This window comes from Pseudomonas juntendi, assembly GCF_009932375.1.
GTDB classification, from domain to species: Bacteria; Pseudomonadota; Gammaproteobacteria; order Pseudomonadales; family Pseudomonadaceae; genus Aquipseudomonas; species Aquipseudomonas juntendi.
Map to the genome: position 1 here is coordinate 13,621 of NZ_BLJG01000019.1, position 18,000 is coordinate 31,620.

15 protein-coding genes are annotated in these 18,000 nt (G+C 64.7%); 9 read left to right on the plus strand and 6 right to left on the minus strand.

The window, feature by feature from the left end:
- Nucleotides 1-80: 80 nt before the first annotated feature.
- Nucleotides 81-1,571: an NCS1 family nucleobase:cation symporter-1 gene (locus GYA94_RS02865; protein ID WP_161891752.1), complete on the minus strand. Its 1,491-nt coding sequence runs from the start codon at nucleotides 1,569-1,571 to the stop codon at nucleotides 81-83.
- Nucleotides 1,572-1,909: 338 nt separating this feature from the next.
- On the opposite strand from GYA94_RS02865, the gene hydA reads away from it, so the two are divergent.
- The 3 genes from hydA to preA all read left to right on the plus strand — a co-directional run bounded on the left by hydA (nucleotide 1,910) and on the right by preA (nucleotide 6,156).
- A complete protein-coding gene (gene hydA, locus GYA94_RS02870; RefSeq protein WP_009683141.1) occupies nucleotides 1,910-3,349 on the plus strand; it encodes a dihydropyrimidinase in 1,440 nt (479 codons plus the stop codon).
- 165 nt (nucleotides 3,350-3,514) lie between these two features.
- Nucleotides 3,515-4,882 carry an NAD(P)-dependent oxidoreductase gene (locus GYA94_RS02875; protein WP_161891753.1) on the plus strand — a complete coding sequence of 456 codons (1,368 nt, stop codon included), beginning with the start codon at nucleotides 3,515-3,517 and terminating at the stop codon, nucleotides 4,880-4,882.
- Nucleotides 4,882-6,156, plus strand: a complete 1,275-nt coding sequence (gene preA, locus GYA94_RS02880; protein WP_054911519.1) for an NAD-dependent dihydropyrimidine dehydrogenase subunit PreA — start codon at nucleotides 4,882-4,884, stop codon at nucleotides 6,154-6,156. Before GYA94_RS02875 ends, preA begins: the two co-directional genes overlap by 1 nt.
- 76 nt (nucleotides 6,157-6,232) lie before the next feature.
- Here the strand turns inward: preA and GYA94_RS02885 are convergent, their stop codons facing one another.
- From GYA94_RS02885 to gnd, 5 genes are all read right to left on the minus strand, one after another.
- The gene (locus GYA94_RS02885; RefSeq protein WP_110676082.1) at nucleotides 6,233-6,853 is read right to left on the minus strand and encodes a TetR/AcrR family transcriptional regulator; all 621 of its coding nucleotides are present in this window, start codon (nucleotides 6,851-6,853) and stop codon (nucleotides 6,233-6,235) included.
- The gene (locus tag GYA94_RS02890; RefSeq protein WP_054904232.1) at nucleotides 6,853-7,209 is read right to left on the minus strand and encodes a VOC family protein; all 357 of its coding nucleotides are present in this window, start codon (nucleotides 7,207-7,209) and stop codon (nucleotides 6,853-6,855) included. Before GYA94_RS02890 ends, GYA94_RS02885 begins: the two co-directional genes overlap by 1 nt.
- Before the next feature lie 80 nt (nucleotides 7,210-7,289).
- Nucleotides 7,290-9,086 (minus strand): glycoside hydrolase family 15 protein, encoded by a 1,797-nt coding sequence (locus tag GYA94_RS02895; protein WP_161891754.1) that lies wholly within the window; start codon nucleotides 9,084-9,086, stop codon nucleotides 7,290-7,292.
- 140 nt (nucleotides 9,087-9,226) lie between these two features.
- Nucleotides 9,227-10,732: a glucose-6-phosphate dehydrogenase gene (gene zwf, locus GYA94_RS02900; RefSeq protein ID WP_161891755.1), complete on the minus strand. Its 1,506-nt coding sequence runs from the start codon at nucleotides 10,730-10,732 to the stop codon at nucleotides 9,227-9,229.
- A complete protein-coding gene (gene gnd / locus GYA94_RS02905; RefSeq protein ID WP_029887475.1) occupies nucleotides 10,729-11,712 on the minus strand; it encodes a phosphogluconate dehydrogenase (NAD(+)-dependent, decarboxylating) in 984 nt (327 codons plus the stop codon). Before gnd ends, zwf begins: the two co-directional genes overlap by 4 nt.
- A gap of 201 nt (nucleotides 11,713-11,913) precedes the next feature.
- Between gnd and GYA94_RS27585 the strand changes: the two genes are divergently transcribed.
- From GYA94_RS27585 to GYA94_RS02930, 6 genes are all read left to right on the plus strand, one after another.
- Complete coding sequence (locus tag GYA94_RS27585) at nucleotides 11,914-12,081, plus strand: DUF6026 family protein (RefSeq protein ID WP_009683150.1); 168 nt, start codon at nucleotides 11,914-11,916, stop codon at nucleotides 12,079-12,081.
- 131 nt (nucleotides 12,082-12,212) lie between these two features.
- A complete protein-coding gene (locus tag GYA94_RS02910; protein ID WP_082416093.1) occupies nucleotides 12,213-12,722 on the plus strand; it encodes a sigma-70 family RNA polymerase sigma factor in 510 nt (169 codons plus the stop codon).
- The gene (locus GYA94_RS02915; RefSeq protein WP_161891756.1) at nucleotides 12,719-13,648 is read left to right on the plus strand and encodes a DUF4880 domain-containing protein; all 930 of its coding nucleotides are present in this window, start codon (nucleotides 12,719-12,721) and stop codon (nucleotides 13,646-13,648) included. Before GYA94_RS02910 ends, GYA94_RS02915 begins: the two co-directional genes overlap by 4 nt.
- Before the next feature lie 65 nt (nucleotides 13,649-13,713).
- Nucleotides 13,714-16,041 (plus strand): TonB-dependent siderophore receptor, encoded by a 2,328-nt coding sequence (locus GYA94_RS02920; protein ID WP_236184267.1) that lies wholly within the window; start codon nucleotides 13,714-13,716, stop codon nucleotides 16,039-16,041.
- Nucleotides 16,042-16,052: 11 nt separating this feature from the next.
- Nucleotides 16,053-16,886, plus strand: coding sequence for an alpha/beta hydrolase (locus GYA94_RS02925; RefSeq protein WP_054911512.1), 834 nt, complete (start codon nucleotides 16,053-16,055; stop codon nucleotides 16,884-16,886).
- A gap of 143 nt (nucleotides 16,887-17,029) precedes the next feature.
- Nucleotides 17,030-17,935 (plus strand): LysR family transcriptional regulator, encoded by a 906-nt coding sequence (locus tag GYA94_RS02930; protein ID WP_161891757.1) that lies wholly within the window; start codon nucleotides 17,030-17,032, stop codon nucleotides 17,933-17,935.
- Nucleotides 17,936-18,000: the final 65 nt, after the last annotated feature.

Here is an 18,000-nt window from a genome sequence, read left to right on the forward strand (position 1 = left end):
CCCACCAGATCGCCACAGGTTTTCCAGTACTGCGTAGTACCTGTAGGAGCGGGCATGCCCGCGAAGAAGCAGACACGGTCTCAGGGCAAGGGCTTGACCAGCCGCGCCGGGCTGCGCGCCGCCAAGCCGGCGAACACGTAGTACAACGCCGCCCCCAGCAGCGAGCCGGTGAACCAGCCATAGTCGTAGAACCAGCTGAAGCTGCTGTTGCCGATCGCCAGCATCGTCAACCCCACGGGCAGCACGAAGGCGGCGAAGCCAGCCCAGTTCCACGCCGGGTACACGTCGTCGCGGTACAGCCCGGCCAGGTCCAGCTGTTGCCGGCGGATCAGGAAGTAATCCACCACCATGATCCCGGCTATCGGCCCGAGCAGGCTGGAGTAGCCCAGCAACCAATTGGAGTACACGCTTTCCAGGCTCAGGTCGGACACGATCCAGCCCAGTTTCTTCAGCAACTCGTGGCCCATCAGCGCCAGGCCGATGAAGCCGGTCAGCCACACCGCACGGCTGCGCCCGATCAGGCGCGGGGCGATGTTCTGGAAGTCGTTGGTCGGCGACACGATGTTCGCCGCAGTGTTGGTCGACAGGGTGGCGATCACGATCAGCGCCATGGCCAGGGCGACCCAGAACGGGCTGTGGATCTTGCCGATCAGGCTGACCGGGTCGGACACCGTTTCGCCCACCAGCGACGCCGAGGCCGCAGTCAGCACCACGCCCAAGGCCGCGAACAGGAACATGGTCAGCGGCAGGCCAAAGATTTGCCCGAGGATCTGGTCCTTCTGGCTGCGGGCATAGCGGCTGAAATCGGGAATGTTCAGCGACAGCGTGGCCCAGAAGCCGACCATGGCCGTGAGCCCAGCGCAGAAGTAGCTGACCACGCTGGCGCCTTCAGGGCGTTTGGGCGGTTGCGCCAGCAGTTCGGTCATCGACATGTGTGGCAAGGCCCACACCAGCAGGCCCAGCCCAACGGCCACCAGCAGCGGCGCCGAAAGCGTCTCCAGCCACTTGATCGACTCGGCGCCCCGCAGTACCACCCACAGGTTCAGGCACCAGAAGATCATGAACCCGATCACCTCGCCGACACCGCCCAGGGCCTTCCAGCCGTCGAACACCGACCCCAGGAACAGGTGGATGGCCAGCCCGCCGAACAGGGTCTGGATCCCGAACCAGCCGCAGGCCACCACGGCGCGAATCAGGCACGGCACGTTGGAGCCCAGAATGCCGAACGACGAGCGCAGCAGCACCGGAAACGGGATGCCGTACTTGGTGCCGGGGAACGCGTTAAGGGTCAGCGGGATCAGCACGATGATGTTGGCCAGCAGGATCGCCAGCAGCGCCTCGCCAACGCTCAGGCCAAAGTAGGCTGTGAGCACGCCGCCGAGGGTGTAGGTTGGCACGCAGATGGACATGCCTACCCACAGGGCCGTGATGTGCCATTTGTTCCAGGTGCGCTGGTGCACCTTGGTCGGGGCGATGTCGTGGTTGTAGCGCGGGCTGTCGAGAACATCACTGCCCTCGGCCAGCTCGAACAGGCCATCCTGCTCGACCACTTGCGATCTGCTCTGTTGCATGGGCCTTTCTCCAGACTTTTTCGAGTTGTCTGCTCATCGGGCTAATTCGATGGCCGGAGTACACACGCGTATGAGTGCCTTAGAAATCTCGACCAATTTTCTATCTTGTCAAGTTAGTCAAAAACCCTGGAGGCCCCGAATTCAGCGGGCTCTAAATATTTAATTCATTTAAATCAATGATTTAAAAACCACAAAATAAATAGGAAATTTTCTTGCTGAATTCAGGATCAGCATCTAGCCTCGAATCTTGTCAGGCATGACAGGATTAACCCCTGCCCGCCCTGCTTCCGAAAATTCCAAGAACCGGCCAAGACCGGTCAGCCTGCGAGGAAAACGGCATGTCCCTGTTGATCCGTGGCGCCACCGTTGTTACCCACGAAGAGAGTTACCCCGCCGATGTGCTGTGTGCCGATGGCCTGATCCGTGCAGTCGGACCTGGCCTGGAAGCGCCGACCGATTGCGAGATCCTCGACGGCAGCGGGCAATACCTGATGCCGGGCGGCATCGACCCGCACACCCATATGCAATTGCCGTTCATGGGCACCGTGGCCAGCGAAGACTTCTTCAGCGGTACCGCGGCCGGCCTGGCGGGCGGCACCACATCGATCATCGACTTCGTCATTCCCAACCCGCAGCAGTCACTGCTGGAGGCCTTTCACACCTGGCGCGGCTGGGCCCAGAAAAGTGCCAGCGACTATGGCTTCCACGTCGCCGTCACCTGGTGGAGCGAGCAGGTGGCCGAAGAGATGGGCGAACTGGTGGCCAAGCATGGGGTGAACAGCTTCAAGCACTTCATGGCCTACAAGAACGCCATCATGGCGGCCGATGACACCTTGGTGGCCAGCTTCGAGCGCTGCCTGCAGCTAGGTGCAGTGCCCACCGTGCATGCCGAAAATGGCGAGCTGGTGTTCCACCTGCAGAAAAAGCTGCTGGCACAGGGCCTGACCGGGCCGGAAGCACACCCCCTGTCACGCCCTTCGCAGGTTGAAGGCGAGGCGGCCAGCCGCGCCATCCGCATTGCCGAAACCCTCGGTACACCGCTGTACCTGGTGCACATTTCCAGCCGCGAGGCGCTGGATGAAATCGCCTATGCGCGGGCCAAGGGCCAACCGGTTTACGGCGAAGTGCTGCCTGGCCACTTGCTGCTGGACGACAGCGTCTACCGTGACCCGGACTGGGCCACAGCCGCCGGCTACGTCATGAGCCCACCGTTCCGCCCGCGCGAGCACCAGGAGGCGCTGTGGCGCGGCCTGCAGGCGGGCAACCTGCACACCACAGCCACTGACCACTGCTGCTTCTGCGCCGAACAGAAAGCCATGGGCCGGGATGACTTCAGCCGCATCCCCAATGGCACCGCTGGCATCGAAGACCGCATGGCGGTGCTGTGGGATGCCGGGGTCAACAGCGGGCGCCTGTCGATGCACGAGTTCGTGGCACTGACCTCTACCAACACGGCGAAGATCTTCAACCTGTTCCCACGCAAGGGCGCCATCCGCGTAGGGGCCGATGCCGATCTGGTGCTATGGGACCCGCAAGGCACGCGCACCATCTCGGCCCAGACCCACCACCAACGGGTGGACTTCAACATCTTCGAAGGCCGCACTGTACGTGGCGTCCCCAGCCACACCATCAGCCAGGGCAAAGTGGTCTGGGCTGATGGCGACCTGCGCGCCGAGGCGGGCGCGGGGCGCTATGTGGAGCGGCCGGCGTATCCGTCGGTGTATGAGGTGCTGGAGCGTCGGGCCGACCAGCAGCGGCCGACGCCCGTTCAGCGCTGAAGCCATTGGGGCTGCTGCGCAGCCCATCGCGACACAAGGCCGCTCCTACAGGAATGCGCGGTCCCTTGTAGGAGCGGCCTTGCGTCGCGATGGGCCGCACAGCGGCCCCCGATCCCACCACAACAGCTGTCGCCTGAACCCTAAAAAAATAGAGAGGCTACAACCGTGATCGACGCCCTGAACCATTTGCCGCGCCCCCGGGCCGGCGCCGACCAATTGGCCGAGTGCTTCAGCGACCTGGCCCCACCCCTCACCGCACGCCAGGCCGCCGTGGAAAGCGCCCGCTGCCTGTATTGCTACGACGCGCCCTGCGTCAACGCGTGCCCCAGCGAAATCGACATCCCGTCATTCATCCACCGCATCAGCGACGAGAACCTGCAAGGCGCTGCCGAACGGATTCTGTCGGCCAACATTCTCGGCGGCAGCTGTGCCCGCGTCTGCCCGACCGAAATCCTGTGCCAGCAAGCGTGTGTGCGCAACAACGCGCAGGAATGCGCCCCGGTACTGATCGGCCAGTTGCAGCGCTACGCCCTGGACAATGCCCAGTTCAGCGACCACCCGTTCCAGCGTTCACCGGCCACGGGCAAGCGCATTGCGGTGGTCGGCGCTGGCCCTGCGGGGCTGGCATGCGCACACCGGCTGGCCATGCATGGCCATGACGTGGTGGTGTTCGAAGCCTGTGACAAGCCAGGTGGCCTCAATGAATACGGCATCGCCCGCTACAAGCTGGTTGACGATTATGCCCAGCGGGAAGTGGCATTCCTGCTGGGCATCGGCGGTATCGAGCTGCGCCATGGCCAGCGCCTGGGGGGCAACCTCAGCCTGGGCGAACTGCGCGAACAATACGATGCGGTGTTCCTTGGCCTGGGCCTGAATGCCGTGCGCCAGCTGGGGCTGGCCGATGAAGAGGCCCCCGGCCTGCTCGCCGCCACCGCTTACATCCGCGAGTTGCGCCAGGCAGACGACCTCAGCCAACTGCCGCTGGCCGAGCGCTGCCTGGTGATCGGTGCTGGCAACACCGCCATCGACATGGCGGTGCAAATGAGCCGCCTGGGTGCCCGCGACGTCAACCTGGTGTACCGCCGTGGCCACGCCGACATGGGGGCCACCGGGCACGAGCAGGACATCGCCAAGGCCAACCAGGTGCGCTTGCACACCTGGGCCCGCCCCGACAGCGTGCTGCTGGATGATACCGGCAACGTACGCGGCATGCGCTTTGCCCGTACCGAATTGGCCGACGGCCGCCTGCGCGACACCGGCGAAACCTTCGAACTGGCCGCCGACGCGATCTTCAAGGCCATCGGCCAGCGTTTCGACGACAGCAGCCTCGCCGACCCTGTGGCCACACAACTGGCCCGCGACGGTGAGCGTATTCGCGTTGACGTGAACATGCAGACCAGCCTGCCAGGGGTATACGCCGGTGGCGACTGCACCGCGCTGGGCCAGGACCTCACCGTTCAGGCCGTACAACACGGCAAAGTGGCCGCCGAAGCCATCCATGCCCAACTCATGCTCAACGTGGAGGCAGCGTAATGGCCGACTTGTCTATCGTGTTCGCCGGGATCAAGGCCCCCAACCCGTTCTGGCTGGCGTCCGCGCCGCCCACCGACAAAGCCTACAACGTGGTCCGCGCCTTTGAAGCCGGCTGGGGTGGCGTGGTGTGGAAGACCCTTGGCGAAGACCCGGCCGCGGTCAACGTCTCGTCGCGCTACTCGGCCCATTACGGCGCCAACCGCCAGGTGCAGGGCATCAACAACATCGAACTGATCACCGACCGTTCACTGGAAATCAACCTGCGCGAAATCACCCAGGTGAAGAAGGACTGGCCCGACCGCGCGTTGATCGTGTCGCTGATGGTGCCGTGCGAGGAAGCGTCGTGGAAGTTCATCCTGCCGCTGGTGGAGGCCACCGGCGCCGATGGCATCGAGCTGAACTTCGGCTGCCCGCATGGCATGCCGGAGCGCGGCATGGGCGCGGCGGTCGGCCAGGTGCCGGAGTACGTGGAAATGGTCACCCGCTGGTGCAAGCAGCACTGCTCGCTGCCGGTGATCGTCAAGCTGACGCCGAACATCACCGACATCCGCCAATCGGCACGGGCTGCGCATCGCGGCGGGGCCGATGCGGTGTCGCTGATCAACACCATCAACTCGATCACCAGCGTCGACCTTGACCGCATGGTCGCCCACCCCATCGTCGGTGACCAGAGCACGCATGGCGGTTACTGCGGCTCGGCGGTGAAGCCGATCGCCCTGAACATGGTGGCGGAGATTGCCCGTGACCCGGCCACCCATGGCCTGCCGATCTGCGGCATCGGCGGCATCGGCAACTGGCGCGACGCGGCCGAATTCATGGCGCTGGGCAGCGGCGCGGTGCAGGTGTGCACGGCGGCCATGCTGCATGGCTTTCGCATCGTCGAAGACATGAAAGACGGCCTGGCCCGCTGGATGGACCAGCACGGCCACGCCAACATCGAGGCGTTCCGTGGCCAGGCGGTAGGGCATACCACCGACTGGAAGTACCTGGACATCAACTACAAGTCGGTGGCGCATATCGACCAGCAGGCGTGCATCGGTTGCGGTCGCTGCCACATCGCCTGCGAGGACACCTCGCACCAGGCCATCGCCAGTACGCTGAAGGCAGACGGTACGCATGCCTACAGCGTGATCGAGGAAGAATGTGTGGGCTGCAACCTGTGCCAGATCACCTGCCCGGTGGAGAACTGCATCGACATGCAGGCGCAGGACACTGGCAAGCCTTACCTGAACTGGACCCAGGACCCGCGCAACCCCTACCGCGAAGCGAGCTGATGTAGACCGGCGCCTGCCGCACTGGCACGGCCTTTTTGTGGACAGCAAAAAGACCGTGCGCGGCAGGCATGGCCGGTCACGGCTCCAGGCCAATCCCCCGCAGGATCACACTGGTCACCGTTTGCACCGCACTTTCGAACGCCAGGTCCGAGAGTTCATCGCCGCCGTTGAGCAACTGCACCTGGTAACCGAAGTCGGCGTAATGCTGGGTCGAGGCCCAGATCATGTACAGCAGCGCCGAGGGCTCGACCGGCAGAATGCGCCCCTCCTCCACCCAGCGGCGGATCTTCGCCTCCTTCAGCTTGGCCCACGGCACCAGGCTGTCATCCAGGTTGCCCCCCAGCACCGGTGCCCCATGCAGCATTTCCTCGGCCCAGATCTTCGAGCCTAGCGGCCGTGACCGCGAATGCCCCATTTTCGCGCGGATGTAGCTGGTCAGCACCACCCTTGGGTCGTCGAAATTCTCGAAACACAGCGCGTCCTGCTTCCACACATCCAGCAGGTCCTGCAGCACCGCACGGAACAGATCGTCCTTGGTGCTGAAGTAGTAATGCAGGTTGGAACGCGGCAGTTCGGCCTGCTCGGCGATATCGCCCATGGAGGTCGCGCCGTAGCCTTTTTCGGCGAACACCTTTTCCGCCGCTTGCAGGATCTTGCCAACGTTGCGCCGGCGAATTTCGATCTTGTGATTGGCCATCAGGCTTGAGCCGTCCACACCGCCAGTTCATGACCGTCCGGGTCAATGAAATGGAAACGCCGCCCCCCGGGGAAGGCAAAGGTCGCGCGGCTGATACTGCCCCCCGCCGCGGTCACGCGCTGCTGCGTGGCTTGCAGGTCATCGGCGTAAAGGATGATCAGCGGCCCCCCCGGGCGCACCGGCTCACCCGTGGTAAAGCCGCCCGTCAGGCGGCCGTCGCTGAATTCGCTGTAGGTTGGCCCGTAGTCGGTGAAGCGCCAGCCGAAGACATGCCCATAGAACGCCTTGCTGCGTGCGATATCGCTGACATTGAACTCGATGTTGTCGATCTGCCGATCCGAACCGCGGATACCCATGGACGCTCCTTGCCGAATGAGATTTGACCTAGTCTACCCCGCTCGGTTGCCGGAGCGTGCACAAATTCGGTGCAGCCGGCTCAACCGCAACTGGCCCGGTCGCGGGCCGGGCAGCGGGCCTGCTGGAGGTTCAGGGCGGTATTGATGATGCCGATATGGCTGAACGCCTGCGGGTAGTTGCCAAGCATGCGCTGGCAGGCCGGGTCGTATTGCTCGGCCAGCAGGCCCACGTCGTTGCACAGGCCTGTCAAACGCTCGTACAACGCTTGCGCTTGCGCCATCCGACCCAGCAGGATGTAGACGTCGGCCAGCCAGAACGAGCAGACCAGGAACGTACCTTCGCCCGGGGTCAGGCCATCCCCGGCACTGTCACTGTCGTAGCGCATCAGCAACCCGTTTTTCAGCAAGCGTTGCTCGATCTGTTCCAGCGTGCGCAGAAAGCGCGGGTCATCGGCAGGCAGGAAGCCGGTCAGGGCGATCTGCAGCAGGCTGGCGTCCATCTCGTGCGAACCATAGGCCTGAACGAAGAAACTGCCGCTGCTGTCGAGCCCTTGCTCACACACTTCACGGCGGATCTGGTCGGCCACCTGGCGGTAATGCTGGCCATGCTCACGGCCTTCTTCGGTGGTGTCTGCCAAGCCGGCAGCGCGGTCGAACGCCACCCAGGCCATCACCTTGGAGTGCACGAACTGCTGGCGGCCGCCGCGCACCTCCCAGATACCTTCGTCCGGCTCGCGCCAGATACGCTCCACATAGGGCAGGATCAGCCGAGAGATGGCGGCGCTACGCGGATGGCGCGGCAAGCCGCCCTTGATTGCCTGGCTCATGGCATCGGCCAGTTCGCCATAGATATCCAGCTGCGCCTGGGCCGATGCGGCATTGCCCACCCGCACCGGTTGCGAGTGCTCGTACCCCGGCAACCAGGGCAAGGTGTATTCCTGCAGGTCGCGCTCGCCACCCAGGCCGTACATGATCTGCATCTGTTCGGGGTTGCCGGCCACCGAGCGCAGCAGCCATTCGCGCCAGTCCTGGGCCTCGTCGAAATAGCCCAGGTTCATGAATGCCAGCAAGGTCATGGTGGCGTCGCGCAGCCAGCAGAAACGGTAATCCCAGTTGCGCTCGCCGCCGAGTTGTTCCGGCAACGACGTGGTGACGGCCGCAACGATGCCGCCAGTGGGGGCATACGTCATGGCTTTCAGGGTGAGTAACGAGCGACGGACCAGTGCGCTGTAGGGGCCAACCTGAGGGCAGCGGTCGGCGAACGCCTGCCAGTGCTCGCAGGTATGGGCCAGGGCCGCGTCGGCATCGCAGCCGGGCTGCACCGGCAGGTGCGAGGGCTGGTGGCGCAGGCTGAACACCTGGCGCTGGCCGGCCGCCACGCGAAAGCGCGCGCCGGTGTGGTGGTCGCGGGCATGGGGCGGTACGGTGCTGCACAGGATCAGGCGGTCGGGGCCGGCCACCGCGCTGAGGGTGAGCGGGTCCAGGCGTTCGACCCATGGCACGCTGCGCCCGTAGTCGAAGCGCATGACCAGGTCCATTTCGAAATTGGTTTCGCCCGAGAGGCCTTCGACGATGCGCACCACGGCGTTGACGTCACCCAGTGGCATGAAATCGAGTACGCGGGCCCGGCCAGTGGCAGTGACCCACGTGGTTTCCAGCACCAGCGTGTCGTTCAGGTACTGCCGGCTGCAGTGCTCGACCGGGTCGCAAGGGGCCAGGCGCCAGCGGCCGTTTTCTTCGCTGCCCAGCAAGGCGGCGAACACCGCCGGGGCGTCGAAGCGTGGCAGGCATAGCCAGTCGAGCGAGCCATCCCGGCTGACCAGGGCGGCGCTGCGGCAATTGCCCAACAGGGCGTAATCTTCTATGTGGGCGGGCATCGCGTTTCCTTAAAGTGGTTGCCTGTGCTGGCCCTTTCGCTTGTCAACCCGCCCCACAGGGCCCCACCGCCCAAGGGGTTGTGCAGCCCCTGTCAGAGGGGGGTCACTCGCGAAGCGGCCGGCACACGCCGAAAAACCTGTTACCCCAATCGGTGCCATTCCCGCTTGTCCCGGCTCAGCAGGTCATTGCCCGCGTCGGGGCCATCTTCACCCGCCGGGTACTCGTGCACCTCGCCCCCCTGGGCCCAGGCGTCGAGGAACGGCTGCACGGCACGCCAGCCGTTCTCGATGTTGTCGGCCCGCTGGAACAGGGTCTGGTCACCGGTCAGGCAGTCATAGATCAAGGTCTCGTAGCCGGTCGCCGGGGTCATCTTGAAGAAGTCCTTGTAGGCAAAGCCCAGCTCGACGTTCTCCATTACCAACTCCGGCCCGGGGCGCTTGGCCTGCAGGTCGAACCACATGCCTTCGTTGGGCTGAATCTGGATTTTCAGGTAGTTGGGTTTGGGCCGCTCCAGCTCCGACTCGCGGAACTGCGCGTACGGTGCCGGCTTGAAACAGATGGCAATCTCGGTGTCACGCACGCTCATGCGCTTGCCGGTACGCAAGTAGAACGGCACCCCCGCCCAGCGCCAGTTATCGATCATCACCTTCAGCGCCACGTAGGTTTCGGTCTGGCTGTCGGGCGCGACGTTGGCCTCCTCGCGGTAGCCGGGCAGGTGCTTGCGCCCCTGCTTGCCGGCGCTGTACTGGCCCCGCACGGAATGCTTCAGCGCCATCTTCGCCGACCACGGGCGTATGGCGCCGATCACCTTGGCCTTTTCGCCGCGCACGGCGTCGGCGCCGAACGCTGCCGGCGGTTCCATGGCAACCATGGCCAGCAGCTGGAACAGGTGGTTGGGCACCATGTCGCGCAAGGCGCCGGTGGCGTCGTAGAAGCCACCCCGCGTCTCGACACCGACGGTTTCCGCGGCGGTGATCTGCACATGGTCGATGTAGTGGTTGTTCCAGAACGACTCGAACAACCCATTGGAGAACCGGCTGACCAGAATGTTCTGCACCGTTTCTTTGCCCAAGTAATGGTCGATACGGTAGATCTGCCGCTCGCCCATCACCTTCAGCAGGCAGGCGTTCAGCGCCTCGGCACTGGCCAGGTCGGTGCCGAACGGCTTCTCCACCACGACCCGGCGAAAGCCGCCGGCAGACTCGTCGAGCAAGCCGGCCTCGCCAAGGCGCTGGGCCACTTCAGGGAAGAAACGCGGCGAGGTGGCCAGGTAAAAGATGGCGTTGCCGTGGCTGGTCTTGTCGATGCGCTTGCCCAGCGCCTGGTAAGTGGCCGGGTCGAGGAAATCGCCCGTCTGGTAGTCCAGGCGCTTGGCCAGCCGCGCCCAGAGTTTTTCGTCCAGGCACTGGGCGGCGCCTTCGCCGCCCTTGTCCCGCTCGGCCATGAACGCATGCAGGCGTGCGGCAAACTCCTCGGCCGTGGCAGGGTTGTGGTCAACGCCAACGATGCGCAGGTTGCGGTCGAGCAAACCGTCGCGGCTGAGGTTGTACAGCGCAGGCATGAGCAAGCGCTTGACCAGGTCGCCATTGGCGCCGAACAGAAACAGCGTGCAGGGGGGTGCGGCCGGAGTGCTCTTTTTAGTCATTCGTCTTTTTTCTCGACATGGCCACCGAAGCCCAGGCGCATGGCCGAGAGCACTTTGTCACCGTAGGTGCCCTGCTGCTGACGCGAGCGGAAACGGGCAAACAATGCGCTGGACAGGACCGGCACCGGCACTGCCTGCTCCACGGCGGCATCGATGGTCCAGCGGCCCTCGCCACTGTCGGACACCGAGCCACTGAACTGCGACAGCTGCGGGTCGGCCACCAGCGCGTCGGCGGTAAGGTCGAGCAGCCACGAGGTGACCACACTGCCCCGGCGCCATACCTCGGCGATTTCGGCCACATCAAGGTCGAAGCGCTGGTCTTCCGGCAGTTCGTTGCCGCCTTTGCTGCGCAGCAGGTCGAAGCCTTCGGCATAGGCCTGCATCAGGCCGTATTCTATGCCGTTGTGCACCATTTTCACGTAGTGGCCGGCGCCCGGTGGGCCAGCGTGGATATAACCATGCTCGGCGCGCTGGTGTTCGCCGCTGCGGCCATGGGTGCGCGGAATGTCGCCTACACCCGGTGCCAACGCCTTGAACAGCGGTTCCAGGCGCTCGAACACGTCCTTCTCGCCACCGATCATCATGCAGTAGCCGCGGTCCAGGCCCCATACCCCGCCAGAGGTACCTACGTCCAGGTAATGCAGGCCACGCTTGGCCAGCTCGGCGGCGCGGCGCATGTCGTCCTTGTAGAAGGTGTTGCCGCCGTCGATGATGGCATCGCCCGGCTCCAGCAGCTCGGCCAGTTGCGCGATGGTCTGCTCGGTCGGCTCGCCAGCCGGCAGCATCACCCATACCGCGCGTGGCGCTTTCAGTTTTTGCACCAGCGCGCCAAGGTCGTGTGCGCCCTGGGCGCCCTCGCCTTCAAGGCCGGTAACCGCCTCGCGGTTGCGGTCGTGCACCACGGTGCGGTGGCCAGCGCGCATCAGGCGCCTTGCGATATTGCCGCCCATGCGGCCCAGCCCGACGATTCCCAGTTGCATGAGCCGATGCTCCCCTTTCGAAATAGATGACAACAGTCCAGCTGTTCAGGTTAGTCCAGCATGCCGCCCGAGGGTTCAGCGACGAACGGCAAGACCACGATAAACAAAAAAGTTCCCAAGGCTTGTGAAAGAATTCAAAATGCGCCCGCGAGAAGCGTCTACGCTTTGAATTGTCACCAGCCAAAACCGCGAGGTGTGCTCATGGGTACCTTGATGCCTGCAACCCCAACCCAGACCCTCTATGTCTCCGTGCGCCGTGATGAGCTGCGTAAACTCAAAGACGAACGTGACCAATTGCGCCAACAGGTCGCCGAGCTGAACGTGTTGCTGGACCAGGCACGCATCGCCGCTAAAGCCATCGACCTCTGATTTTCCCCCGCCCTCGGTGGGAGTCCTGCGCTCCCACGCTGCAGCCCCAGCCCTCGGAAAAAGTTGAATTGGGAACGATTCGCGTTTAAGGTGCGCGCTTTTCTTTCATCCTTTCGCTTCAGGGGCGCTGCATGGCTATGCATGAAACGGATGCGATCATTCCGCTCGAAGCGCTGTACCACAACGAACGCGGTTGGTTGCACGCCTGGCTGAGGCGTTCGCTGGGCTGTTCGCAGCAGGCGGCAGACCTGGCCCAGGACACCTTCGTACGCCTGCTGGTGCGCAACCAACCGATCAGCGCCCGAGCCCCTCGTGCATTGTTGGCGCGCATCGCCCGTGGCCTGGTGGTGGACCACTGGCGGCGCGATGCCCTGCAGCGTGCCTACCTGCAAGCCTTGGCACAACTGCCCGATGCCAGCTACCCCTCACCGGCTGTACGCCACGAAGCACTGCAATGCCTGGAGCGTATCGCGCAGCTGCTCGATGGGCTGAAGCCGGCTGTGCGCGAAGCCTTTCTGCTTTACCAGCTGGCCGGCCTGACGCACGCGCAGGTTGCCGAACAGCTTGGGGTATCCGGGCGTACGGTGGAGCGCCATGTCGCCCAGGCGCTGCTGCACTGCTACCGGGTGTGCTTCGAGTGACGGCCAGCGCAGAGCGCCTGCCGGAAAACATCGTGCGCATGGCCATCGAATGGCAGCTGCGCCTGCGCCGCCAGCCGGGGGATATCGAACTGCTCAAGCAGTGCCAGGCCTGGCGCTTGCGCGATGCCCGCCACGAACTGGCCTGGCGGCGCATGCAGCAGGTCTGCGGGCACTTTCATGCCGAGCCGTTGCCCGGCGCCACTCACACGGCTGCCGTGCTGCGCCAGGCCGAAGTGGACCTGAGCCGCCGGCGTGCCATGAAGCTGCTCGGCCTGGGGCTTGCCGCAGGCAGCGCCACGCTGCTGCTCGCCAACACGCCACAGGCCTGGCGCAGTGACTTTGCCACCGAGGTTGGGCAACGCCGACAGTGGCAGCTGGCGACTGACCTGCAACTGCAGCTCAATACCGACAGTGCCGTGGACGTGAGCCAGCGCGAGGCTCGCTTGCGCAGCGGCGAGTTGCTGGTCGATGGCCATGACTGGCGCGTGCAATGCGCCCATGGGCTGTGCCACGCCAGGCAGGCACGGGCGGCGCTGCGCGAGCGTGAAGGTTACAGTGAACTGCATGTCGAGCACGGCGAAGTGCGGGTGACAACCGCCGCCGGTGAGCAGCACGTGGCTGCCGGCCAGGGCCTGGCACTCTACCCTGGCAAGCTCACCCGCCTGGGCCCCGGCCCCCTGGACCCATTCGCATGGGCGCGCGGCTTGCTGGTGGTCGACGACATCCGCCTGGCCGATTTCCTTTTCGAAGCCGGGCGTTACCGCCGCGGTTGGCTGCACTGCCAACCGCGCCTCGCCGACCTGCGCCTGTCCGGCGTCTTTCGCCTGGACCAGCCAGACGTTCTGCTCGGCAACCTCACCCACCTGCTGCCGGTGCGCGTTGAGCAACGTACCCGCTGGTGGGTGCGCGTGGTGGCGCAGGCTTGAAAAAAAATGGCGGACTTTGCCGTTTGATCCGGTTAGGGCAGATCGCTCCCTGAATGGACCCTCGCATGTTACCTGTCCGCCTGCCCTTCCCCTCTCGCCCCTTGTCCCGCGCCGTGTGCCTGGCGCTGTCGCTGCTGGCTGCCAGCAGCCATGCCGCGCCGGCCACCGCGCCGAGCGTACCGGCAGGCCCCTTGGGGCAGGCCTTGAGCCGCTTTGCCGAGCGCTCGGGTATCACCCTGTCGTTCTCGCCGGCAGCCGTCCAGGGCTTGAACAGCCCAGGCCTTGCCGGCGGAGGTTCCCTGGATGACGGCCTGGCGCAACTGCTCGAGGGCAGCGGCCTGGTGCCGCAAAAAACCAGCTCGGGCTATGTGGTGCTGCCCGCGCACGAGGATACCGGCCTGCAACTGGAGCCGATCAGCATCGATGCCAGCGCCTCGCAAAGCGCTTTCGCCCCCGTACCCGGTTATTTCGCCAGCAATGCAAGCAGCGCGACCAAGACGGACCGCCCGATCCTGGAGACCGCGCAAAGCGTCAGTGTGGTAACCGCCGAACAGATGGCCGACCGAAAGGTTGATCGCGTCGAGGATGCCGTCGCCTATACCGCTGGCGTGCGGGTGGGGGCCTCGGGGCTGGACCCACGCTTCGACACCATCAGCGTCCGCGGTTTCGACACCACCATGGCTGCCGACTTCCTCGACGGCCTGCGCCAGCCCGGCAGCGGCTGGCTATCGCTGTACCAGACCGAGGCCTATGGCCTGGAACGCATCGAGGTACTCAAGGGCCCGTCGTCGGTGATGTACGGGCAAATCAGCCCGGGTGGCATGATCAACCGCGTGAGCAAGCGCCCCAGCCTGCAGGCTCGCAACGAAGTGCAGGTGCAGGCAGGCAACTACAACCACCAGCAAGGCCAGTTCGACCTGGGCGGCAAGCTGGACCCGGCAGGCGATGTGCTGTACCGGGTGGTCGGGGTTTACCGCGATGCCGAGAACTACATCGAGCAGTTGAACAACGATGTGCGCATGATCGCCCCTTCGCTCACCTGGCAGCTCGACCCGGACACCAGCCTGACCTTGCTGGCGCGCTACCAGGAACGCGAAACCGCCGCTTCGCCAATGCTGTACCAACAAGGCAAGCACCTGACCAACTTCTGGCAAGGCGACGAATACTTCGACAAGCTGCAGCAACGCCAATGGACTTTCGGCTACGAATTCGAGCATGCCTTCAACGACACGTTCAGCGTGCAGCAGAACCTGCGCTACGGCCAGGTCGATACCACCAACCAGTACCTGCAACCCTACCAGGAGCGTGAGGGGCACATCCTCGACCGCTATGCGGTGGGGGTATACGAAGACATGTCGACACTGTCGGCGGACACCCGCCTGGTCAGCCGTTTCGATACCGGTGCGCTGCACCACACGCTGCTGACCGGCCTGGACTATGGCTGGATCGACACCTCGCTGCTGTATGCCAGTGGCCCGGCACCTTCGATCGACCGCTTCGCCCCCGACTACCACCAGCCTGTGGCCAGGCCCGGCACGCCGTTGGCAGACGAAGACGGCCTGGAACAACGCACCGGCCTGTACCTGCAGGACCAGGTGGACCTGGGCCAATGGCGCCTGTCGGCCGGCCTGCGCCGCGACGTGGTGCATGTGCGCCGCAGTGACAACCTCAGCGGCATCAACCGCAAGACCAGCGATTCGGCCACCACGGGCTCGGTCGGCGTGCTTTACCTGTTCGACAACGGCATCGCACCTTATGCCAGCTACGCCACCTCGTTCCAGCCGCAAAGCGGCAGTGGTGCGTACAAGCCGACCGAGGGTGAACAGTACGAAGCGGGCTTGAAGTACCAACCGCCCGGCAGCACGACCTTGCTAACCGCCTCGCTTTACCACCTGACCCAGAAGAACGTGCTGACCCGCGACCTGGCCAACCCGATCAACAGCATTGCCACCGGTGAGCAAGTGTCCAGGGGCCTGGAACTGGAGGCAGTGGCGGACCTGGGCGAGCGGCTGAAGATGACTGCCAGTTACAGCTACAACAACGCCAAAGTCACCCGAAGCAACGATGGCAACGAAGGCAAGCAGCCGCTCGACGTTCCGCGCCACCTGGCCTCGCTGTGGCTCGACTACCGCCTGCCGCTGGGCCTGGGGGTGTCAGGTGGCGCACGTTACACCGCCAGCAACTACGGCGACGCTCAGAACACCGTGAAGAACGAGGGCTACACCCTGGTCGATGCCGGCGTGCACTACGACTTCGGCGGTGGCCTGGACGGCGTGCGCCTGGCCTTGAATGCCCGCAACCTGTTCGACAAGCGTTACATCAACTGCCAACAAGGCTATTGCTACCGGGGTGAAGCGCGCAGCGTGGTCACCAGCCTGAGCTACCGCTGGTAAGGGGGCTACGCATGCTACGCACACTGTTTGCCGGGCTGGCGGCGCTGCTGCTCGCCCAGGTTGCCCATGCGCAGCCGGTGGCCCTGGATGGCACCGAGCAATGGACGATGAAAAGCGCCGCAGGGCGGGAATACCGGATCATGATCAGCCTGCCGGAGGGCGATGTACCGTGGACCGGCGGCTACCCGGTTATCTACCTGCTGGACGGCAACGCCTACTTCCCGGCGTTTCACGCGGCCAAGCGCGCGCAGGAGCGCCTGCGCGGGTCGGTCCTGGTCGCAATCGGCTACCCAAGCGCGACGCCGCTGGATTTCGAACGGCGCGCGTTCGACTTGTCACCGCCACAGCCGCCGGAACGGAACACCCCGCCACAAGGCGGTCAGGACCTGTTTCTCGACTTCATCGAACAGCGTCTGATGCCCAGGGTGAATGCGCGCTTCAAGGTCGATCAGGACCAGCGCAGCCTGGTCGGGCATTCGTTTGCCGGCATGTTCGGCGTCTATACCTTGTTCACCCGCCCACAGCTGTTCCAGCATGTGGTCGCCATCAGCCCCAGCTTGTGGTGGCGGGACCGCTACCTGTTGGCGCATGAACGGGCATTCAGCCAAAAGGCGCATGCCGGGCAGCTGGTGCTGACCCATAGCAGCCTGACCTTGCTGATGGGTGACCGCGAAATGGCACAGGAGATTCAGGATGCCCGGGCCTTGCAAACCAGGCTTGAGGCGTTGTCGCAATATGGGCTGCGCAGTGACTTCCAGCTCGAAGCCGGCGAGGACCACATGTCGATGCCGTTCCGCGTCGCTGCCCGTGTGCTGGATGAGCTGATGAGCACGCGCAGGTTCTGAGCGCCTTTGCGAACCTGCGAGGTGGAGCGCCGCGCGCGGCGGCGGCGCTCCTTCCCGCAAGCACCGTAAAACCCGAATGCTCCACTGGGCCACCCCATCCATTACCATTGGCTACCAACGCCCCCACATCAGGTTCAGCGAACATGGCCTTCTCCAGCGAATCCCTGGCAATCTTTCTCGCAGTGCTGGATGCCGGCTCGTTCTCCGCCGCCGCCCGCAAGCTGGGGCGGGTGCCGTCCGCGGTGAGCATGGCAATCGCTCAACTCGAGGCCGAACTGGACCTGCCGCTGTTCGACCGGGCAACGCGCAAGGCCCTGCCCACCAGCGCCGCCTTGGCCCTGGAGCCTCAAGCCAGGCAAGTGATCTGCCAGCTCAACCTGCTCGACGCCCAGGCCTTGCAATTGCACAAGGGCCTGGAGAAACGCCTGACCATCGCCATGGCGCCCGAACTGCAGACCGGGCGCTGGAGCCAGCCACTGGAAACCCTCGCCCAGGCGTTTCCCAGCCTGGAAGTGGAAGTGCGCTCGGCCACCCAGACCGAGGCCATTCGCCTGCTGCACGAAGGCAGCGTGCAACTGGCACTGGTGTTCGAGCGGCCAGGCATCGATGAGCGCGAGTCATTCCTCGAAGCCGGTAGCCAGCTGCTGGTTGCGGTGGCCTCGCCGCGCCATCCGGCCGGGCAGAACAGCGGCACGCCGCTGCCCGAAGAAGCCTTCGCCGAGCAACGGCAAATCATCGTGGCTTCGGGCAAGCCCACCGGCTCAGACCCGCGCATGGTGCTGTCGCGGCGCATCTGGCTGACCGACAGCTACCTGGCCACCCTGGATCTGGTGCAGTCCGGGCTGGGTTGGGCATACCTGCCACAACCCCTGGTGGAACCGCTGATTGCATCCGGCGCGCTGGCCGAAGTGCGCTTCGACAACATGGCCAGCCGCCTGCGCTTGTGGGTGGACATCATCTGGCTCAAGGCACGCCCCTTGGGCCTGGGCGCCCGCCGTTATCTGGACGTCATGCGCCAGTGCTTCGAGGCAGAGCCGCCCAGGGCCTGAACGGCGCTCGCCCAGCGCCGGGCAGGCCAAGGGGTGCCGGCGGCACGGTGCGGCCTGATTCAAAA